Origin of the sequence: Streptomyces sp. SID3212 (assembly GCF_009865405.1) — a bacterium.
GTDB lineage: Bacteria > Actinomycetota > Actinomycetes > Streptomycetales > Streptomycetaceae > Streptomyces.
Window position 1 is genome coordinate 1 of record NZ_WWJY01000936.1, and the last position, 16,216, is coordinate 16,216.

Sequence of the window (16,216 nt, forward strand, 5' to 3'; positions counted from 1 at the left end):
GCCGTACCGCTCCTCGTCCAGGAAGAGCGCACCCCCGCCGGCCAGTGCGAACGCCCGTCCGCCGACCAGGAACGCCACCTCAAGGCGCAGCGCCGTCACGCCGCCGGCCGGCCCGCGCCGCACCTCGCTCACGGTGGCCAGGCAGGTGATCTCGGTGGCGCCGAAGGCCACCCGGGGCTCGGCCGCCGGGTCGATGCGGAAGAACAGGTCGGTGATCAGCAGCCGGGCGTCCGGCGCGACGCCGTAGTGGCGCAGGGGCAGGTAGATGCCCAGCTGCCGCAGGGTCTCCACGACCATCAGCGGGCTGTGGAGGTCCGTGCCGCCGCGCGGGAAGGTGGGATGGGACCGGGGCCAGCACGCGGCGGCCTCGAAGCGGCCGTCCCCGGCCTGCCGTACGTCGGTCAGGAGCACCTCCGCGACCGAGGCCCGGTGGACCGCCTCACGGGCGACGGTGCGCGACCAGCTCAGCGGTCCTGGGTCACCGCCGAGTTCATCGAACAAATCCATCATGAAATAAAACAATCCCAATTTCCCGGGATCTGCACGCCAGCGTTGTCGGGGCATTGGCGGATAGCACTACATTGCGTGATGTCAGCAGCGGAATCGGGACTCGGAGTGCACGTGCAGGCTAGGGCGAAAAACACGCGTAGGTTTCTTCTGGAAGCGGCAGCACGCCTGTTCGATGAGCGGGGATACGCCGGGACCAGTATCAGCGACATCAGCGCGGAGTCCGGCCGTACCAGCGGAGCCATCTACTTCCATTACGTCAGCAAGGAAAAACTCGCCCTCGCGATCGTCGAGGCGCATTTCGCGACCTGGCCCGAGCTGGTCGGGGAATACCTCACCGCGGAGCGCCCCGCGCTCGACCGGCTCGTCGGACTGAGCTTCGACGTGGCGACGGCGTTCCGCGACGACGTCGTCGTCCGGGCCGGCGCCCGCCTCTGGGCCGAGCGCACCGCGATCGACGCCCCGCTGCCCGCCCCGTTCGTCGGCTGGCTGGCCACGGTCACCACGCTCCTCCAACAGGCCCGCGACGGCGGGGAGCTCAACCCGGACCTCGACCCCGGCGTCGCCGCGCACGGCGTCGTGTACGCGTTCTTCGGCCTCCACACCGTCTCGGACGCCCTGGACGGCCGGGAGCACATCGAGGACCGGCTCCGCGACCTGTGGCTGTTGCTGCTGGCCGGGCTCCAGGCACGCCCCGACGCCGCCGGGCTGCTGGCCCGGGTGCGCCCGAGCGACCGGGCGGTCACCTGCGATAGGACTGGTGCATGGTAAAGATCCTCATCAGCGCCGACATGGAGGGCGCGACCGGCGTGACCTGGCCGGCCGACGTCCTGCCCGGCACGCCCCAGTGGGAACGCTGCCGCGCCCTGTTCACCTCCGACGTGAACGCCGCCGTGCTCGGCTTCCTCGACGGCGGCGCCGACAGCGTCCTCATCAACGAGGCGCACTGGACCATGCGCAATCTCCTCCTGGAGCAACTGGACGAGCGAGCCGAGCTGCTGACGGGACGCCACAAGTCGCTCTCCATGGTGGAGGGGGTGCAGCACGGCGACGTCGACGGCATCGCCTTCGTCGGCTACCACACCGGCGCCGGTACGGAAGGGGTCCTCGCCCACACCTACCTCGCCAACTCGATCACCGGCGTGTGGCTCAACGGCACACGGGCGAGCGAGGGAGTGCTGAACGCGGGCGTCGTCGCGGAGTACGGCGTCCCGGTGGTCCTGGTCACCGGCGACGACCTGACCTGCGCGGACGCGGACGGCTACGCGCCGGGGGCCCGCAAGGTCGCGGTGAAGGACCACGTCTCGCGGTACGCCGCGGTGTGCCGTACCCCGGCCCGTACCGCCGCCGACATCCGCGCGGCGGCGAAGGAGGCCACGGCGCTCGCCGTACGGTACGAACCGGCCCCCGCCGGTCCCTTCACCGTCGAGCTGGAGTTCGACGCCGCCCATCTCGCCTCGGCCGCCACCGTGGTTCCGGGGGTCGCCGCCGCGGGCGAACGCCGCGTCGTGTACACCAGCGGGACGATGTACGAGGGCATTCGCACCTTCAAGGCGGTCACCACGATCGTCTCGGCCGCGGTGGAGGAGCAGTATGGCTGACATGACGCCCAGCGACACGACGCCCAGCGACACGATCGACGCACTCGACGCGGCGGCGCTGGACGAGGTGGTCACCTTCACCTCCGACCTGATCCGCATCGACACCACCAACCGGGGGAGCGGCGACTGCCGGGAGCGCCCGGCGGCCGAGTACGTCGCCGAACGGCTCGCCGGCGCGGGGATCGACCCCACCCTCATCGAGCGGACCCCCGGCCGTACCAACGTGGTCGCCAGGATCGAGGGCACGGACCCCTCCGCCGAGGCGCTGCTCGTCCACGGCCACCTGGACGTGGTGCCCGCCGAACCCGCCGACTGGACCCTCCACCCCTTCTCCGGGGAGGTCAGGGACGGGGTGGTGTGGGGCCGGGGCGCGATCGACATGAAGAACATGGACGCGATGGTGCTCTCCGTCGTCCGCGCCTGGGCCAGGGCGGGCGTCCGGCCGCGCCGCGACATCGTGATCGCCTACACCGCCGACGAGGAGGCCAGCGCCGTCGACGGCTCGGGCTTCCTCGCCGACCACCACCCGGAGCTGTTCGACGGCTGTACGGAGGGCATCAGCGAATCGGGTGCCTTCACCTTCCACGCAGGCCCGGGCATGGCGCTCTACCCGATCGCCGCCGGCGAACGCGGCACGGGGTGGCTCAAGCTCACCGCGCACGGCAAGGCGGGACACGGCTCCAAGGTCAACCGCGCCAACGCGGTCAGCAGGCTCGCCGCCGCCATCGCCAGGATCGGCGACCACGAGTGGCCGGTCCGGCTCACCCCGACCGTCCGGGCCGCCCTGCGTGAACTGGCCGTCCTGCACGGGGTGGAGACCGATGTGGACGCCCCCGGCTTTGACCCGGACGACCTCCTGGGCAAGCTCGGCCCGGCCGCCGCGCTGGTCGAGCCGACCCTCCGCAACAGCGCCAACCCGACGGTCCTGGAGGCCGGTTACAAGGTCAACGTGATCCCGGGACAGGCCACCGCGCTGGTCGACGGGCGGATGGTGCCCGGCGGCGAGGAGGAGTTCAGCGCCACCCTGGACCTGCTCACCGGACCTGACGTCGAGTGGGAGTTCCACCACCGGGAGATCGCCCTCCAAGCCCCCGTGGACTCAACGGCGTTCGCCAAGATGCGGGCGGCCGTCGAGCGGTTCGACCCGGAGGGGCACGTCGTGCCGTACTGCATGTCCGGCGGTACGGACGCCAAACAGTTCTCCCGCCTCGGCATCACCGGCTACGGCTTCTCGCCCCTCAAACTGCCGCCCGGCTTCGACTACCAGGCGCTCTTCCACGGCGTCGACGAACGGGTCCCCGTCTCGGCGCTCCACTTCGGCGTCCGCGTCCTCGACCACTACCTCCGGTCCGCGTAGGGACCTCCGGACCTCCACCACCGGTCCGCGCGGGGACCACCACCCTCAGCCCGCTTAGGAGAGTTGTCCATGGTGCCCATGGGGGCCTACGGAACGTGGCCGTCGCCGATCGACGCCACCCTCGCCGCGTCGCACGACGGCCGGCCCGAGTACGTGGGGGCGGTCGGCGACGAGCTGTGGTGGACCGCGCCACGGCCCGCCGAGGACGGCCGCCGCGCGCTCGTACGCCGGTACCCCGACGGCCGCGAGGAGTCCGTGCTGCCCCCGCCGTGGAACGTCCGCAGCCGGGTCGTCGAGTACGGCGGGGTGCCCTGGGCCGGCACCGGACGCCCCGACGGCGGGCCGCTGATCGTGTTCGTCCACTTCCCCGACCAGCGGTTGTACGCGTACGAGCCGGACGGCGGCGGCGAACCCCGCCCCCTCACCCCGGTGTCCGCCACCGGCGGCGGCCTCCGGTGGGCCGACCCCCGGATCGATCAGGAGCGCGGCGAAGTCTGGTGCGTCCTGGAGGAGTTCACCGGCGAACGGCCCACCGACGTACGGCGCGTCATCGCCGCCGTCCCGCTCGACGGGTCCGCCGCCGGGGACCGTACCGCCGTACGCGAACTGTCCGACGACAGCCACCGCTTCGTCACCGGACCCCGGCTCTCGCCCGACGGCGCCCACGTCGCCTGGATCGCCTGGGACCACCCCCGGATGCCCTGGGACGGCACGGTCGTCCAGCTCGGCGCGGTGGCACCGGCGGGACCCGGGCCCACCGGCCCCTTCACCGGCGTCAGGACCGTCGCCGGAGGCGTCGGCGAGTCGGTGGCCCAGGTCGACTGGGCACCGGACGGCGCGCTGCTCCTCGTCTCCGACATCGGCAACTGGTGGGAGATCCAGCGCCTCGGCCTCGACGCGGCGCTGTCCGGCCCCCTCCCGTCGCCGGGCGGCCGCCCCGCCCCCCTGCCCCCGGCCACACCGCTGTGCCCCGGCCGCCGCGAGGAGTTCGGCGGACCGCTCTGGAAGATCGGCCTGCGGTGGTTCCACCCGCTGGCGAACGGCATGATCGCCGTCATCCACGGCAAGGGCGCCAACGCGCTGGGGATACTGGACCCGGAGACCGGCGACGTCGTGGACACCGCCGGGCCGTGGACCGAATGGGCCGCCGACCTCACCGTGCAGGGCGACCGGGTGATCGGCGTCGCGGCGGGCCCCCGTTCCGGGTACGAGATCGTGGAACTGGACACCGTCACCGGCCGTGCCCGCGTCGTCGGCGAGGCCCACCGGGACCCCGTCGACCCCGCCTACTACCCCGAGCCGCACATCCGTACCTTCAGCGGACCCGGCCGGCGCGACGTCCACGCCCACGTCTACCCGCCGTACAGCCCCGACACGGCGGCTCCCGACGGCGAACTGCCGCCCTACGTGGTGTGGGCGCACGGCGGGCCCACGGGCCGCGCCCCGCTCGTCCTCGACCTGGAGATCGCCTACTTCACCTCGCGGGGCATCGGCGTCGTCGAGGTCAACTACGGCGGCTCCACCGGCTACGGCAGGGAGTACCGCGACCGGCTGCGCGAGCAGTGGGGCGTGGTCGACGTCGAGGACTGCGCCGCCGTCGCCCGGGCGCTGGCCGCCGAGGGCACCGCCGACGGAGCGCGGATGGCGGTACGGGGCGGCAGCGCCGGCGGCTGGACGGCGGCGGCCTCCCTCGCCACCACCGGCGTCTACGGCTGCGGCACCATCAGCTATCCCATCCTCGATCTGGAGGGCTGGGCCACCGACGGGACACACGACTTCGAGTCCCAGTACCTGGAATCGCTGATCGGGCCGCTCGCCGAGGTCCCCGACCGCTACCGCGACCGGTCGCCCATCAACCAGGTCGACCGGATCACCTCGCCGTTCCTCCTGCTCCAGGGGCTCGACGACGTCATCTGCCCGCCCGAGCAGTGCGAGAGGTTCCTGGCCAGGACCGCCGGGCGCGGCATCCCGCACGCCTACCTCGCCTTCGAGGGAGAAGGCCACGGATTCCGCAAGGCGGCCACGATGGTCCGCGCGCTGGAGGCCGAACTGTCCCTGTACGCCCAGACGTTCCGGTTCGCCAGGACCGACGTCCCGAAGCTGGAGCTCTCCCGGTGACCGTCACCCCCCTGACCCGGCCCGCGCGGCTGCGCCCCGGAGCGAAGGTCGCCGTCGTGGCGCCCAGCGGCCCCCTGCCCGCCGAACGGCTCGACGCGGGCCTGGACCTGTTGCGCGGCTGGGACCTGGAACCGGTCGTCGCGCCCCATGTCCTGGACCGGCACGGCGAGTTCAGGTATCTCGCGGGCACGGACGCGCACCGGGCCCGCGACCTCCAGGAGGCGTGGTGCGACCCGACCGTGTCCGCGGTGCTCTGCGCGCGCGGCGGTTACGGAGTCCAGCGCATGGTGGACCTGCTCGACTGGACCGCCCTGCGGGCCGCCGGGCCCAAGGTCTTCGTCGGGTACAGCGACATCACCGCGCTGCACGAGGCCTTCGCCGTACGGATGGGCCTGGCCACGCTGCACGGCCCGATGGCGGCCGCCGTGACGTTCCTCAAGGACACCGACACCCAGGAGTCACTGCGGGCCACGCTCTTCGAGCCCGAGTCGGTGATGACCCTCGGCGGCGGCCCGGCGGCAGGCGCGCTGGTCCCCGGCCGGGCCAGGGGCGTCACCCTCGGCGGCTGTGCCAGCCTGCTCGCCGCCGACCTCGGGACCCCGTACGCGCGGCCCACCACGGCCGGCGGGCTGCTGCTGATGGAGGACACCGGCGAGGAGCCGTACCGCCTGGACCGCATCCTGACCCAGCTGCTGCGCTCCGGCGTGCTGGACGGGGTGGCCGGGATCGGCCTCGGGTCCTGGGCGGAGTGCGGCCCGTACGACGAGGTGCGGGCGGTGCTGCGGGACCGGCTGGGCGGGCTCGGCGTGCCGGTCGTGGAGGAGATGGGCTTCGGGCACGGCCCCACGAACCTCACGGTGCCGCTGGGGGTGCCGGCGACGCTCGACGCGGAACGCGGGACGCTGACCCTGGACGTACCGGCGCTGGTGTGAGCGGCGCGGACCCCTGCCCGGCAGTACGCTGAGGGGATGCCCGACAGCCCTGACCTGGCCGAAGGTCCGCGCACCTACCTGAGCCCGTACCGCCAGGAGGACATGGACGAGTTCACCTCGCTCGCCCGCGAGAGCCGGGAACTGCACCACCCCTGGCTCTTCCCGCCCACCCGCGCCGAGGACTACACGCCGTACGCGCGCCGCCTCATCGAGGACCCCACCCGCACCGGATTCCTCGTCCGGGCGCGGGACGACCACCGCGTCGCCGGCTTCATCAACATCAACAACATCGTCCAGGGCGCCTTCCTCAGCGGAGCCCTCGGCTACGGGGCCTTCGCCCACGCGGCCGGGCGCGGCCTGCTCTCGGAAGGCCTGGGCCTGGTGATCCGCCACGCCTTCGGCCCGCTGGGCCTGCACCGCCTGGAGGCCAACATCCAGCCGGCGAACGCGGCCTCGATCGCGCTCGTGCGCCGCGCGGGCTTCCGGCTGGAGGGGTTCTCCCCGGACTTCCTCCTGATCGACGGCGCGTGGCGCGACCACGAACGCTGGGCGATCACGGCGGAGATGGTGGCCTGAGCCGCCCGGAGCCCTTCCCGCGCACAGCGGGAGCACCAAGCACCACCGGGCTCGTACCTTTGGCGGGCCGAGATCCGTGGATCACTTCACATCACCACCGGGAGAACCCGTGACCGTCAGCAAGAACATCAACAACCCCGTGGGCATGGGCGGCGGCCAGCGCAAGAAGCTGTCCCGCACCGAACGCCAGAACAACGGCCCGCACCGCAACCTCGACCGCCAGGGCGCGGCCGACCAGAAGGCGGAGCTGGTGCGCAAGATGCGCGAGAAGGCGGGCGCCGCGGGGGACGCCGGACAGGCCGGGGACAGCACCGCGCGGGGCTGACCGTCAGCGGCCCTTTCTGTTGATCTTCATCGCGTCCATGTCGGTGGCGGTCGAGCGCAGGTCGCGGTGGCCGCAGCCGAGAGCCCTGAGGGCCGTCTCCGCACGGTCCTCCGCGAGCGCCACGGCCATCTCCTCGCCGTCCTCGGCGTCGGAGAGGACCACGAAGCGGTACGTGAAGCGCTTGAGGGCGCGGTCGTAGGAGAGCGCGCCCTCCGGGGTGAAGCGCATCTCGGTCAGGCCGTGGGCGTCCACCTCCGCGAGCAGCCGGGACCGTACCTCGTCGGTCAGGCCGTCCCACACCCCTCGTACGATCACCCGGTAGGTGTGCTGCGTCGCCATCGTCCCGCCTGCCCTTTCGCGTGTCCCGTGGTGCCGGATCGCCTCGTGCCTGATCGCCTCGCGCCGGAGCGTGTCCGTCGCGTGCGAACCCGCTTGAAGACGCACCCTACGACGCGGAGGATGATCCGCATGCGGAATATCGTGGTCATCGACGCCCCCTCCAACCTGGGCCTGCGCCCGCCCGCCCCCGGTACCGTCCCCGGCTGCTACAAGCTCGCCGGCGCCCTGCGTGAGCAGCGGATCGTCCAGCGGCTCGGAGCGTCCGAGGGCGGGGTCGTCGTGCCGCCGCGCTACGACCGGGGCGCGTGGCGGGAGGGCGACGGGGTCTTCAACGCCGCCGCGATCGCCGCGTACACGCCGCGCCTCGCCGACCGGATCGAACACCACGTCCGCGCCGGGGACTTCCCCGTCGTGCTCGGCGGCGACTGCTCGATCCAGCTCGGCGCCTCCCTGGCGCTGCGCAGGCTCGGCCGGTACGGGCTCGCGGCGATCGACGGGTCGGCGGACTTCCGGCACCCGGGCAACTCCGCCTCCGTCGGCGCGGCGGGCGGCGAGGAGCTGGCGCTGAGCACCGGACGCGGCCAGCGGGACCTCACCGACCTGGAAGGGCTGCGGCCCTACCTGCGCGACGAGGACGTACGGCTCTTCGGGATCAGGGACTACGACGACGACCGCGACGAACTGGCCCGCCTCAAGATCCCGACCGTCACGGTCGGCGAGCTGCGCGAACGGGGTACGGCCGACCTCGCCGGGGCCGTACTGCCCACCCTGGAGACCCCCGTCACCGACGGCTTCTGGGTCCACCTCGACGCGGACGTCCTCGACCCGTCCGTGATGCCCGCCGTCGACAGCCCCGACCCCGGCGGCCTGCTCCCCGGTGAACTCGCCGTCCTGCTGCGGACCTTGGTCCGATCCGAACACTGCGTGGGCCTCAACGTCACCATCTACGACCCGGACCTGGACCCGGAGGGGACGGCCGGGGCGCTGCTCACGGACCTGGTCGTCGGGGCGTTCCGGGACGAGGGGACCGTACCTGAGGGGGAGTGAGACGGAGGGCGCCGCGCGTCCCCCGTACGTGTTGACACCTGGTCAGAGCGCCACCGAGCGTGTTCCATGGTCACCGGGCCCGGCACCGGAAGAGCGCGCGGCCCCCGGACGAAGCGAGGTTGCCGTGGCCACGAGCGTGCGACGTGCCGTACTGACCCTGCCCGCCGCCCCGTTGGGGCCGGAGAACCCCCTGCCCGCCCTGCGCGCCCTGGACGAGACCCACACGGTCGACGACCGCGCGAAACGGGGCATGCCCCGCGACATGGCCCGCCAGGTCGGGTACGCGCCGCTGCGGACCGTCCTGCCCGTCCGGATCCTCGACGGGTACGGGCGTGAGCGGACGTCCACGGACCTCGACGCCCTCGTCATCGAGAACGAGCGGCTGCGGGTCACCGTCCTGCCCGGCCTCGGCGGCCGCATCCACTCGATCCACCACAAGCCCACCGGCCGTGAACTGGTCTACCGCAACCCGGTGATGCAGCCCGCGTGCTTCGCGCTCAACGGCGCCTGGTTCTCCGGCGGCGTCGAGTGGAACATCGGCGCCACCGGCCACACCACCCTCTCCTGCGCCCCGGTGCACGCCGCGCTCGTCCCGGCCCCCGACGGCGGCGAGATGCTGCGGCTCTGGGAGTGGGAGCGGCTGCGCGACCTGCCGTTCCAGGTGGACCTGTGGCTGCCCGACGGGTCCGACTTCCTCTATGTCGGCGTACGGATCCGCAATCCGCACGAGCGGACCGCGCCCGTCTACTGGTGGTCCAACATCGCCGTCGAGGAGGACGAGCGCACCCGCGTCCTGGCCCCGGCGACGGAGGCGTGGCACTTCGGGTACGAACGCGACCTGCGCCGGGTCCCCGTGCCCGAGATCGCGGGCACCGACGTCACCTACCCGCCGCGCGGCACCTTCCCGGCCGACTACTTCTACGAAGTGCCCGCCGGGGAACGGAAATGGATCGCGTCCCTGGACGGCGCCGGCCAGGGCCTCGTCCAGACGTCGACCGACACACTGCGTGGCCGCAAGCTCTTCGTGTGGGGCGCGGGCCGGGGCGGCCGGCGCTGGCAGCGGTGGCTGACCGAGCCGGGCACACCCGGGTACGCGGAGATCCAGGCGGGCCTGGCCCGTACCCAGCTGGAGCACGTACCGCTCGAAGCGGGCGGGGAGTTCAGCTGGCTGGAGGCGTACGGTCCGCTCGCCACGGACCCCGGGACGGTGCACGGCCCCGACTGGGGCGCGGCCCGTGCGGAGGTCGCGGACCGGCTGGAGGCGGCCCTGCCGCGCGCGGAGGTCGACGCCGCCTACACGGCGTGGCTGGCCTGTGCGGACGTACGGCCGGGGGAGCCGCTGGCGGTGGGGTCCGGATGGGGCGCGCTGGAGGTGCTGCGCGCGGGGCACAAGCTGCCCGGCACGCCCTTCGAGGAGGCCACGCTGGGCGAGGAGCAGGCGCCCTGGGTGGAGTTGCTGACCAACGGGGCGCTGCCGGCGCCGTCCCCCGCCGTACCGCCCGGGCCGACGCTGGTCGCCCCGCACTGGCGGGACATGCTGGAGACGGCCCCGGCCGACCCGCACACCGAGTACCACCTCGGGGTGGCGCAGTGGCACGCGGGCGATCTGGCCCAGGCGGTGCGCAGTTGGGAGCGCGGGCTCGAACGGGCGGCCCCGCGCTGGCCGTTGCTGCGCTGCCTGGCCGTCGCCGACCAGCTGGGCGACCACCGGGAGCGGGCCGCCGACCTGTATGTGGAGGCGTGCGACGACCTCTGGGGGCAGCGCGGGGCGGATGTGGACGACAGGAACGGGGAGGCCTGGACCGCGGTGTTCGCGGCGCTGGCGCGGGAGGCGGTGGCGGCGCTGCTGGCGGTGGGCCGTACCGCCGAGGCACGCGCCGTCCACGACCGGCTGCCGCCGTCCGTGCGGGAGCGCGGCGCCTTCGTACTGGCGGAGGCCCGGCTGCTGAGCGCGGAGGGGCGGAAGGAGGAGGCCCGCGCCCTGTTCGACGCGGGGTTCGAGGTCGCGGACCTCCGGGAGGGCGCCGAGACGCTGAACGAGTTGTGGGCGGAGCTGACGGACGACCCGCTGCCGGACGCGTACGAGTACCGGATGCGGCCGTAAGGGCGGGTGCCCCGGTGGGGTCCTGCCGGGGTGGATCCTGTCGGGTGGGTGTTCAGACCGCCCGGCGGTCCACGTACTCGAAGACCGAGCCGTCCGGATGGGCGGCGATGAGGTTACGGCCCACCGGGGTCGGCACCGGGCCCACGAGGACCTTGGCGCCGACCCCGTTGAGCCGGATCACCGCCTCGTCGAGATCCTTCACCGCGATCGTCGCCGTCACCTTGCGCAGGACGTCGATCTCCGCCGGTGGGCCACTCATCAGGAGGAAGCAGCCGACGGCCGCGACCGAGACCCTGTCGCGCTCGAAGCGGAGCGCGCGGCTTCCGGTGAGGTGTTCGTAGAACATCACCGAGGTCTCCAGGTCGTCGACGCAGATGCGCAACGTGGTTCCCAGGATTTCCATACGGGTCACCCTAGTTGGCGTCGATCGACCGCGACACGGCAACGGCGGGTCACACGCGGCAGAGAATCTCGCCGTGCGGGACCATGAACCAGCCGTCCTCCTCGGCGCCCCACCGCCGCCAGGCGTCGCCGAACTCGGTGAGGCGTTCGCGCGTCGTGTGGCCGCCGTCCACCGCCCGGTCCGCGTACGCCGACGCGACCGTACGGTCCGCCCACAGCCCGCTCCACCACGCCCGCTCCTCGGGGGTGGCGAAGCACCAGGTCGTGGCGGTCGCGGTGACGTCCGTGAACCCGGCCCGCCGCGCCCACGACACCAGTCGCCGCCCCGCGTCGGGCTCACCGCCGTTGGCCCGGGCGACCGTACGGTAGACGTCCTGCCACTCGTCCAGCACCGGCACCTCGGGGAACCAGGTGAACGCGCCGTAGTCCGCGTCGCGTGCCGCGACGACACCGCCGGGCCGGCACACCCGGCGCATCTCCCGCAGGGCCGCCACCGGATCGCCGACGTGCTGGAGCACCTGATGGGCGTGGACGACGTCGAACGAGTCGTCCGGGAAGTCCAAGGCGTGGACATCGGCGACCGCGAAGCGGACGTTGTCCACGCCCCGCGCCCGCGCGCCGTCCCGTGCCGTGCCGAGGACGTCCTGGGAGGCGTCGACCGCCGTCACCGTGCCCGGCGCGACGAGCGCGGCCAGGTCGGCGGTGATGGTCCCGGGCCCGCAGCCCACGTCCAGCAGGTCCTGGCCCGGCCGGAGTTCGGGGAGGAGGTACGCCGCGGAGTTGGCGGCGGTCCGCCAGCGGTGCGAGCGCAGCACCGACTCGTGGTGCCCGTGGGTGTAGACGGCGGTCTCCTTCGGCATGGCCGTACTTCCTCTCGTGGACGGTAGGGCCACGGTACGCCGACATGTCGAGGAGTGAGATACGGATCTCACGATGTGGATGGGTGGGGTGTGGGGGGCCGCCCTAGAAGACGGCCTTCGGCCGGTAGACCGTCAGGGCCTCGACCGCCTTGTCGACGGTCAACTCCCTCGGCGCCTCAGCGACTTCGCCGTCGAAGGCGAGGGGCGTCCCCGGGGCGATGTCCGAGATCCGCAGCCGCCGCATCCGCTCGGCCGCGTGTACGGGCGAGCGGCTCAGCGGGCCCGCCAGGGCGGCGGACAGCAGGCGCAGGCTCGGGAAGCGGCCGCCGTGCACGATCCGTACGTCCAGCAGACCGTCGGCGAGATCGTGCCGGCGGCCGGGGGTGGGCCCCATGCGCTGGTACATGCCGTTGCCCGCGAACAGCAGCCAGAGCGAGCGCTGCCGCCCTTCGAACTCGGCGTGCAGCTGGTGCTCGGCGCGCAGCACCTTGACCGCCGCGAGTACGCCGGCGGGCCAGCCGCCGATCCGGGGGGACCAGTGCTCGCGCACCCGTACCAGCTCCGGGTAGACGCCCAGGCTGAACGTGTTGATGAAGTGGCCCACCGAGCCCGGGCCCTCGGGGCCCGGCGTGAAACGCCCCAGGTCCACCCGTACGGCGTCGCCCTCCGCCAGGGCCCGTACCGTGGCGTGGACGTCCTCCACGCCCAGGTCGTACGCGAAGTGGTTGAGGGTGCCGCCGGGGAAGACGGCCAGCGGTAGGCCGTGGCGTACGGCGGCGACCGCGGCGCGGTTGATCGTCCCGTCGCCGCCGACGATGCCGAGCGCGCGGCAGTGCCCCGCGGCCTTCTCCAACTCGTCCTCGACGTCCTCGGGTTCGCACTCCACGACCTCCGCGAACGGCAGCGCGTCGCGCACGAGGAGGGCGGTCTCGGAGGTGCCGGAGGCGCGGTTCACCACGACGACGAGATCCTGGCCGCCCGGGAGCGCGGGGGCCTCCGTGTAGGGCCGGCCCGGCAGGGGGAGCTGGTTGCGGGTCGGCACGATGCCGCGTATGGCGTAGGCGGCGCCGACGCCGAGGGCGGCGCCGACCAGCACGTCGCTCGGATGGTGCACGCCGGTGTAGACGCGCGAGACGGCGACGGCGGCGGCGACGGGGATCACCACGGCGCCCCATCCCTTGGACTCCAGCGCCACGCCTGTCGCGAAGGCGGCGGCGGAGGCGGCGTGCCCGGACGGGAAGGAGGTGGTGAACGGCTGCCGCTTCAGCTGCCGTATCGCGGGCACGGCGTCGAGCAGGGGCCGCCGCCTGCGCACGGCCCGCTTGCCGACGGTGTTGATGGCGGCGGAGGCGAGGCTCAGCGACGCGATGCCCCGCACGGCGGCCCGCCGGGAGCGTGGTCCGTGCCCCACGGCGGCGATCCCGGCGGCGGCGCCGAACCACAGCAGACCGTGGTTGGCGGCCTGGCTGAGCCGGGGGAGCACCGGCCCGGCTCCCGGCCAGTGCCGGGTCGCGACGGAGTCGAAGACCTGCTTGTCCCAGGCCTCCAGAAGGGCCGAGATCCGGGCTCTGGCGCCCGGCGTCGCCTGACGGAAGCGCGCTGAGGTGTCTGACATGGAACGCGGGTACCCCGCGGACCGGGACCCCAAGCAGGGGGTACGGCATCCGGGCGGGCGCGAGGCGAGGCTGCGGGGCGGTACGGCGTCGGGGCGGCGGGCGGTACCCGAGGGGCACGCGAGGGCATATCTCCGTATAAAGGACAGGAGGCCCCCGAGCGGAACGGGCCGTACGAGCGCGCGGACCGCGGTCCGGTCGACCGGGAAGGGTGGCGACATGCGGCGAACATCGCGGGACGGCCGGACCACCGCGCTCGGTTTCGGCGGGTACGGAGGCGGCGGGGCCGTGAGCGGTGCGACCGGGGGCCGCGCGACCGGCGGTCCGGCGCCTGGTGGTGACGCGGCCGTGAGTTCGGCGGATGGTGGACCGGCCTCCGGGGGGCGTGCGGCTCGGAGTTCGGCCAAGGGGGGTTCGGGTCCCGGTAGTCATGCGGTCGGCGGTCCTGCTTCCGGGGGGCACGTGGTCGGTGGTGCGGCTGATGGCGGCCACCCGGCCGACGGTTCGGGCCCCGGTGGGCAGTCGGTCCAGGGGCGGGGGCCCGTTCGGTTCGGGCCCTCCGCGCCCGAGGTGGGGGTGCCTGTGCTGGCTGAGCTGGGTGAGGTCTGTGCGGCGGCTGCCGGGCGGGACGATGCCGAGCCCCCCGGTGGCGGTGCGATCCTGCGCGAGGCCGCCTGCGGTTACTGGGGGCGGCGCGGGCACCGGGTCAGGGCCGAGGACGTTGTCGCCGCGCCCGGTGCGCCGTCGTTGCTGTTCGCCCTGCTCGCCGCCCTGGGCGGTGATGTCCTCGTACCACGTCCCTGTCCTGCCTGGTGGGCCCCGCAGGTCCGTCTCCTCGGGCGGACCGCGTATTCCGTACCGACCCCGGCGGAGTGCGGCGGCGTACCCGATCCGTACGCCCTGCTGGAAACCGTGCGCCGGGTGCGTGCCGAGGGCGGTGACCCGCGGGTCCTGCTGCTGTCGCCCGCCGACGACCCCACCGGCACCGTCGCGCCGCCCGAGCTGGTCAGCGAGGCGTGCGAGGCGGCGGTCGCCGAGGGGCTGCATCTCGTCAGCGACGAGACCTGGTGCGACACCCTGCACGCGCCGCACGGGACGGTCCTGTTCAGCCCCGCCGAGCGGTGGCCCGACGACGTCACCGTCCTGTACGACACCGTCGGCGCGCTCCTGCCCGCCGCTTGGCCGGCGGCCGTCGCGCGCTTCCCCGCCACCCCGGACGGGGCCGCCCGGCGGACCGACACCCTCGACATCCTCACCGCGCTCGGCGCGTTCGTCGCCGGTCCTGTCGGGGCCGCGGCCGTCTACGCGCTGGACGAGCCCAGGCCCGTCGCGGACCGGGCGCGGGTCGTCGCCACCCTGCACGCGCGCGTCGCCGCCGCCGCGCACCGGCTCGTGCTCTCCTGCGGTGCGCTGTCCCTGCCGCCCGAGGCGGGCCGGCACCTCTACGCCGACCTCGGCCCGCTGCGGGAACGCCTGGCCGCGCTGGGGGTGACCGACTCCCTGGAGCTGGAGGACCACCTGAGCGACCGGCTGGGGACGCCTGTCCCCGGCGGTCACCGGTTCGGCGAGGCACCGGACACGCTGCGCGTCCGCCTGCCGACCGGCCCGCTGCTCGGAACGACCCCGGAGGAGCGCCTGGAGTCCCTCACGGCACCGGACCCCCTCGCGCTGCCCCAGGTCGCGGAGGCGCTCGCCCGTCTCGGCTCCGCCTTCGGGGAGCTGAGCGAAGAGGCCCCGCCGAGCGGGGACGCCCCGCAATGAGACGACCGCCCGCGACAATCGCGCCGGACCCGCTGCTGGGGTCAGCCGTACGGAGTCGACCGCCCGGGTCGCCCCCGTCCGGTCGGCTGTTCAGGTCAGCCGTACGGAGTGCACTGCTGAGTCCCTCCGCCCGGAGTGGACTGCCTGAGTCACCCCCGCCGAGCCGACGGCTCGGGCCAGGCGCCCGGAGTGGACTACCTTGGTCAACCCCGCCGGGCCGACCGTTCAGGTCGACCGCCCGGATTGGACCGGCCAGGGTGACTTCGCCGGGCCGACAGGCCAGGTCAGGCGCCCTGAGCGGACCGGTCGGGACGACTTCGCGGAGTCGGCCAGTCAGGTCAGGCGCCTGGAGTGGCCCGCGTGGGTCGACTCCGCCGAGGCGACCGTTCAGGTCGACCGCTCGGATTGGACCGGCCGGGACGACTTGGCCGGGCCGGCCGGCTGGATCAGGCGCCCGGAGCGGACTGACTGGGGCAACTCCGCCGAGCCGACCGGCCAGGTCGACCGCTCGGAATGGACCAGCCAGGACGGCTTCGCCTGGCCGGCCAGTCAGGTCAGGCGCCCGGAGTGGACCGCCCAACTCCGTACCGACGCGCCGACCGTCCCGGTCCCCCGGGGCGGACGGCCCAAGTCAACCCCGCCGAGCCGACCGCCCAGGTCACCCCACCCACCCC

General features: G+C 73.7%; 16 protein-coding genes. 11 read left to right on the top strand and 5 right to left on the bottom strand.

Features of this window, described 5'->3' with window-relative positions; translation table 11 throughout:
* On the bottom strand, nucleotides 1-510 hold a 510-nt coding region (locus tag GT042_RS27640), incomplete at its 3' end, for an AfsA-related hotdog domain-containing protein (protein ID WP_272925761.1).
* Between the two features lie 105 nt (nucleotides 511-615).
* On the opposite strand from GT042_RS27640, the gene GT042_RS27645 reads away from it, so the two are divergent.
* The 7 genes from GT042_RS27645 (at nucleotide 616) to GT042_RS27675 (ending at nucleotide 7,416) form a co-directional block, all read left to right on the top strand.
* On the top strand, nucleotides 616-1,278 hold the full coding sequence (locus tag GT042_RS27645) for a ScbR family autoregulator-binding transcription factor (protein ID WP_345943948.1): 663 nt from the start codon (nucleotides 616-618) through the stop codon (nucleotides 1,276-1,278).
* Nucleotides 1,272-2,108 carry a M55 family metallopeptidase gene (locus tag GT042_RS27650; protein WP_161311438.1) on the top strand — a complete coding sequence of 279 codons (837 nt, stop codon included), beginning with the start codon at nucleotides 1,272-1,274 and terminating at the stop codon, nucleotides 2,106-2,108. The genes GT042_RS27645 and GT042_RS27650 overlap by 7 nt, the downstream gene beginning before the upstream one ends.
* Before the next feature lies 1 nt (nucleotide 2,109).
* Complete coding sequence (locus GT042_RS27655; RefSeq protein ID WP_237531266.1) at nucleotides 2,110-3,465, top strand: M20/M25/M40 family metallo-hydrolase; 1,356 nt, start codon at nucleotides 2,110-2,112, stop codon at nucleotides 3,463-3,465.
* A gap of 69 nt (nucleotides 3,466-3,534) precedes the next feature.
* A complete protein-coding gene (locus tag GT042_RS27660; RefSeq protein ID WP_161311440.1) occupies nucleotides 3,535-5,583 on the top strand; it encodes a prolyl oligopeptidase family serine peptidase in 2,049 nt (682 codons plus the stop codon).
* The gene (locus GT042_RS27665; RefSeq protein ID WP_161311441.1) at nucleotides 5,580-6,515 is read left to right on the top strand and encodes an LD-carboxypeptidase; all 936 of its coding nucleotides are present in this window, start codon (nucleotides 5,580-5,582) and stop codon (nucleotides 6,513-6,515) included. Before GT042_RS27660 ends, GT042_RS27665 begins: the two co-directional genes overlap by 4 nt.
* Nucleotides 6,516-6,551: 36 nt before the next feature.
* A complete protein-coding gene (locus GT042_RS27670; protein WP_161311442.1) occupies nucleotides 6,552-7,091 on the top strand; it encodes a GNAT family N-acetyltransferase in 540 nt (179 codons plus the stop codon).
* Between the two features lie 109 nt (nucleotides 7,092-7,200).
* On the top strand, nucleotides 7,201-7,416 hold the full coding sequence (locus GT042_RS27675) for a DUF6243 family protein (protein ID WP_161311443.1): 216 nt from the start codon (nucleotides 7,201-7,203) through the stop codon (nucleotides 7,414-7,416).
* A 3-nt stretch (nucleotides 7,417-7,419) separates the two neighbouring features.
* Here the strand turns inward: GT042_RS27675 and GT042_RS27680 are convergent, their stop codons facing one another.
* Nucleotides 7,420-7,755 carry a DUF6204 family protein gene (locus GT042_RS27680; protein ID WP_161311444.1) on the bottom strand — a complete coding sequence of 112 codons (336 nt, stop codon included), beginning with the start codon at nucleotides 7,753-7,755 and terminating at the stop codon, nucleotides 7,420-7,422.
* Between the two features lie 129 nt (nucleotides 7,756-7,884).
* Between GT042_RS27680 and GT042_RS27685 the strand changes: the two genes are divergently transcribed.
* Both GT042_RS27685 and GT042_RS27690 read left to right on the top strand, forming a co-directional pair.
* Nucleotides 7,885-8,802, top strand: a complete 918-nt coding sequence (locus tag GT042_RS27685; protein WP_161311445.1) for an arginase family protein — start codon at nucleotides 7,885-7,887, stop codon at nucleotides 8,800-8,802.
* 124 nt (nucleotides 8,803-8,926) lie between these two features.
* Nucleotides 8,927-10,906 carry a DUF5107 domain-containing protein gene (locus tag GT042_RS27690; protein ID WP_161311446.1) on the top strand — a complete coding sequence of 660 codons (1,980 nt, stop codon included), beginning with the start codon at nucleotides 8,927-8,929 and terminating at the stop codon, nucleotides 10,904-10,906.
* Between the two features lie 52 nt (nucleotides 10,907-10,958).
* On the opposite strand, the gene GT042_RS27695 is transcribed toward GT042_RS27690, so the two are convergent.
* The 3 genes from GT042_RS27695 to GT042_RS27705 all read right to left on the bottom strand — a co-directional run bounded on the left by GT042_RS27695 (nucleotide 10,959) and on the right by GT042_RS27705 (nucleotide 13,783).
* Entirely contained in the window at nucleotides 10,959-11,309 is a 351-nt protein-coding gene (locus GT042_RS27695) for a VOC family protein (protein WP_161311447.1), read from the bottom strand.
* A 49-nt stretch (nucleotides 11,310-11,358) separates the two neighbouring features.
* Nucleotides 11,359-12,168, bottom strand: a complete 810-nt coding sequence (locus tag GT042_RS27700) for a methyltransferase domain-containing protein (RefSeq protein ID WP_161311448.1) — start codon at nucleotides 12,166-12,168, stop codon at nucleotides 11,359-11,361.
* Between the two features lie 103 nt (nucleotides 12,169-12,271).
* Nucleotides 12,272-13,783, bottom strand: coding sequence for a bifunctional phosphatase PAP2/diacylglycerol kinase family protein (locus GT042_RS27705; RefSeq protein WP_161311449.1), 1,512 nt, complete (start codon nucleotides 13,781-13,783; stop codon nucleotides 12,272-12,274).
* Nucleotides 13,784-14,351: 568 nt separating this feature from the next.
* Between GT042_RS27705 and GT042_RS27710 the strand changes: the two genes are divergently transcribed.
* Together GT042_RS27710 and GT042_RS39460 are read left to right on the top strand one after the other, a co-directional pair.
* Complete coding sequence (locus GT042_RS27710; RefSeq protein ID WP_345943949.1) at nucleotides 14,352-15,542, top strand: aminotransferase class I/II-fold pyridoxal phosphate-dependent enzyme; 1,191 nt, start codon at nucleotides 14,352-14,354, stop codon at nucleotides 15,540-15,542.
* A 199-nt stretch (nucleotides 15,543-15,741) separates the two neighbouring features.
* Nucleotides 15,742-16,216: hypothetical protein (locus GT042_RS39460; RefSeq protein ID WP_237531265.1), on the top strand; the 475-nt coding region annotated here is incomplete at its 3' end.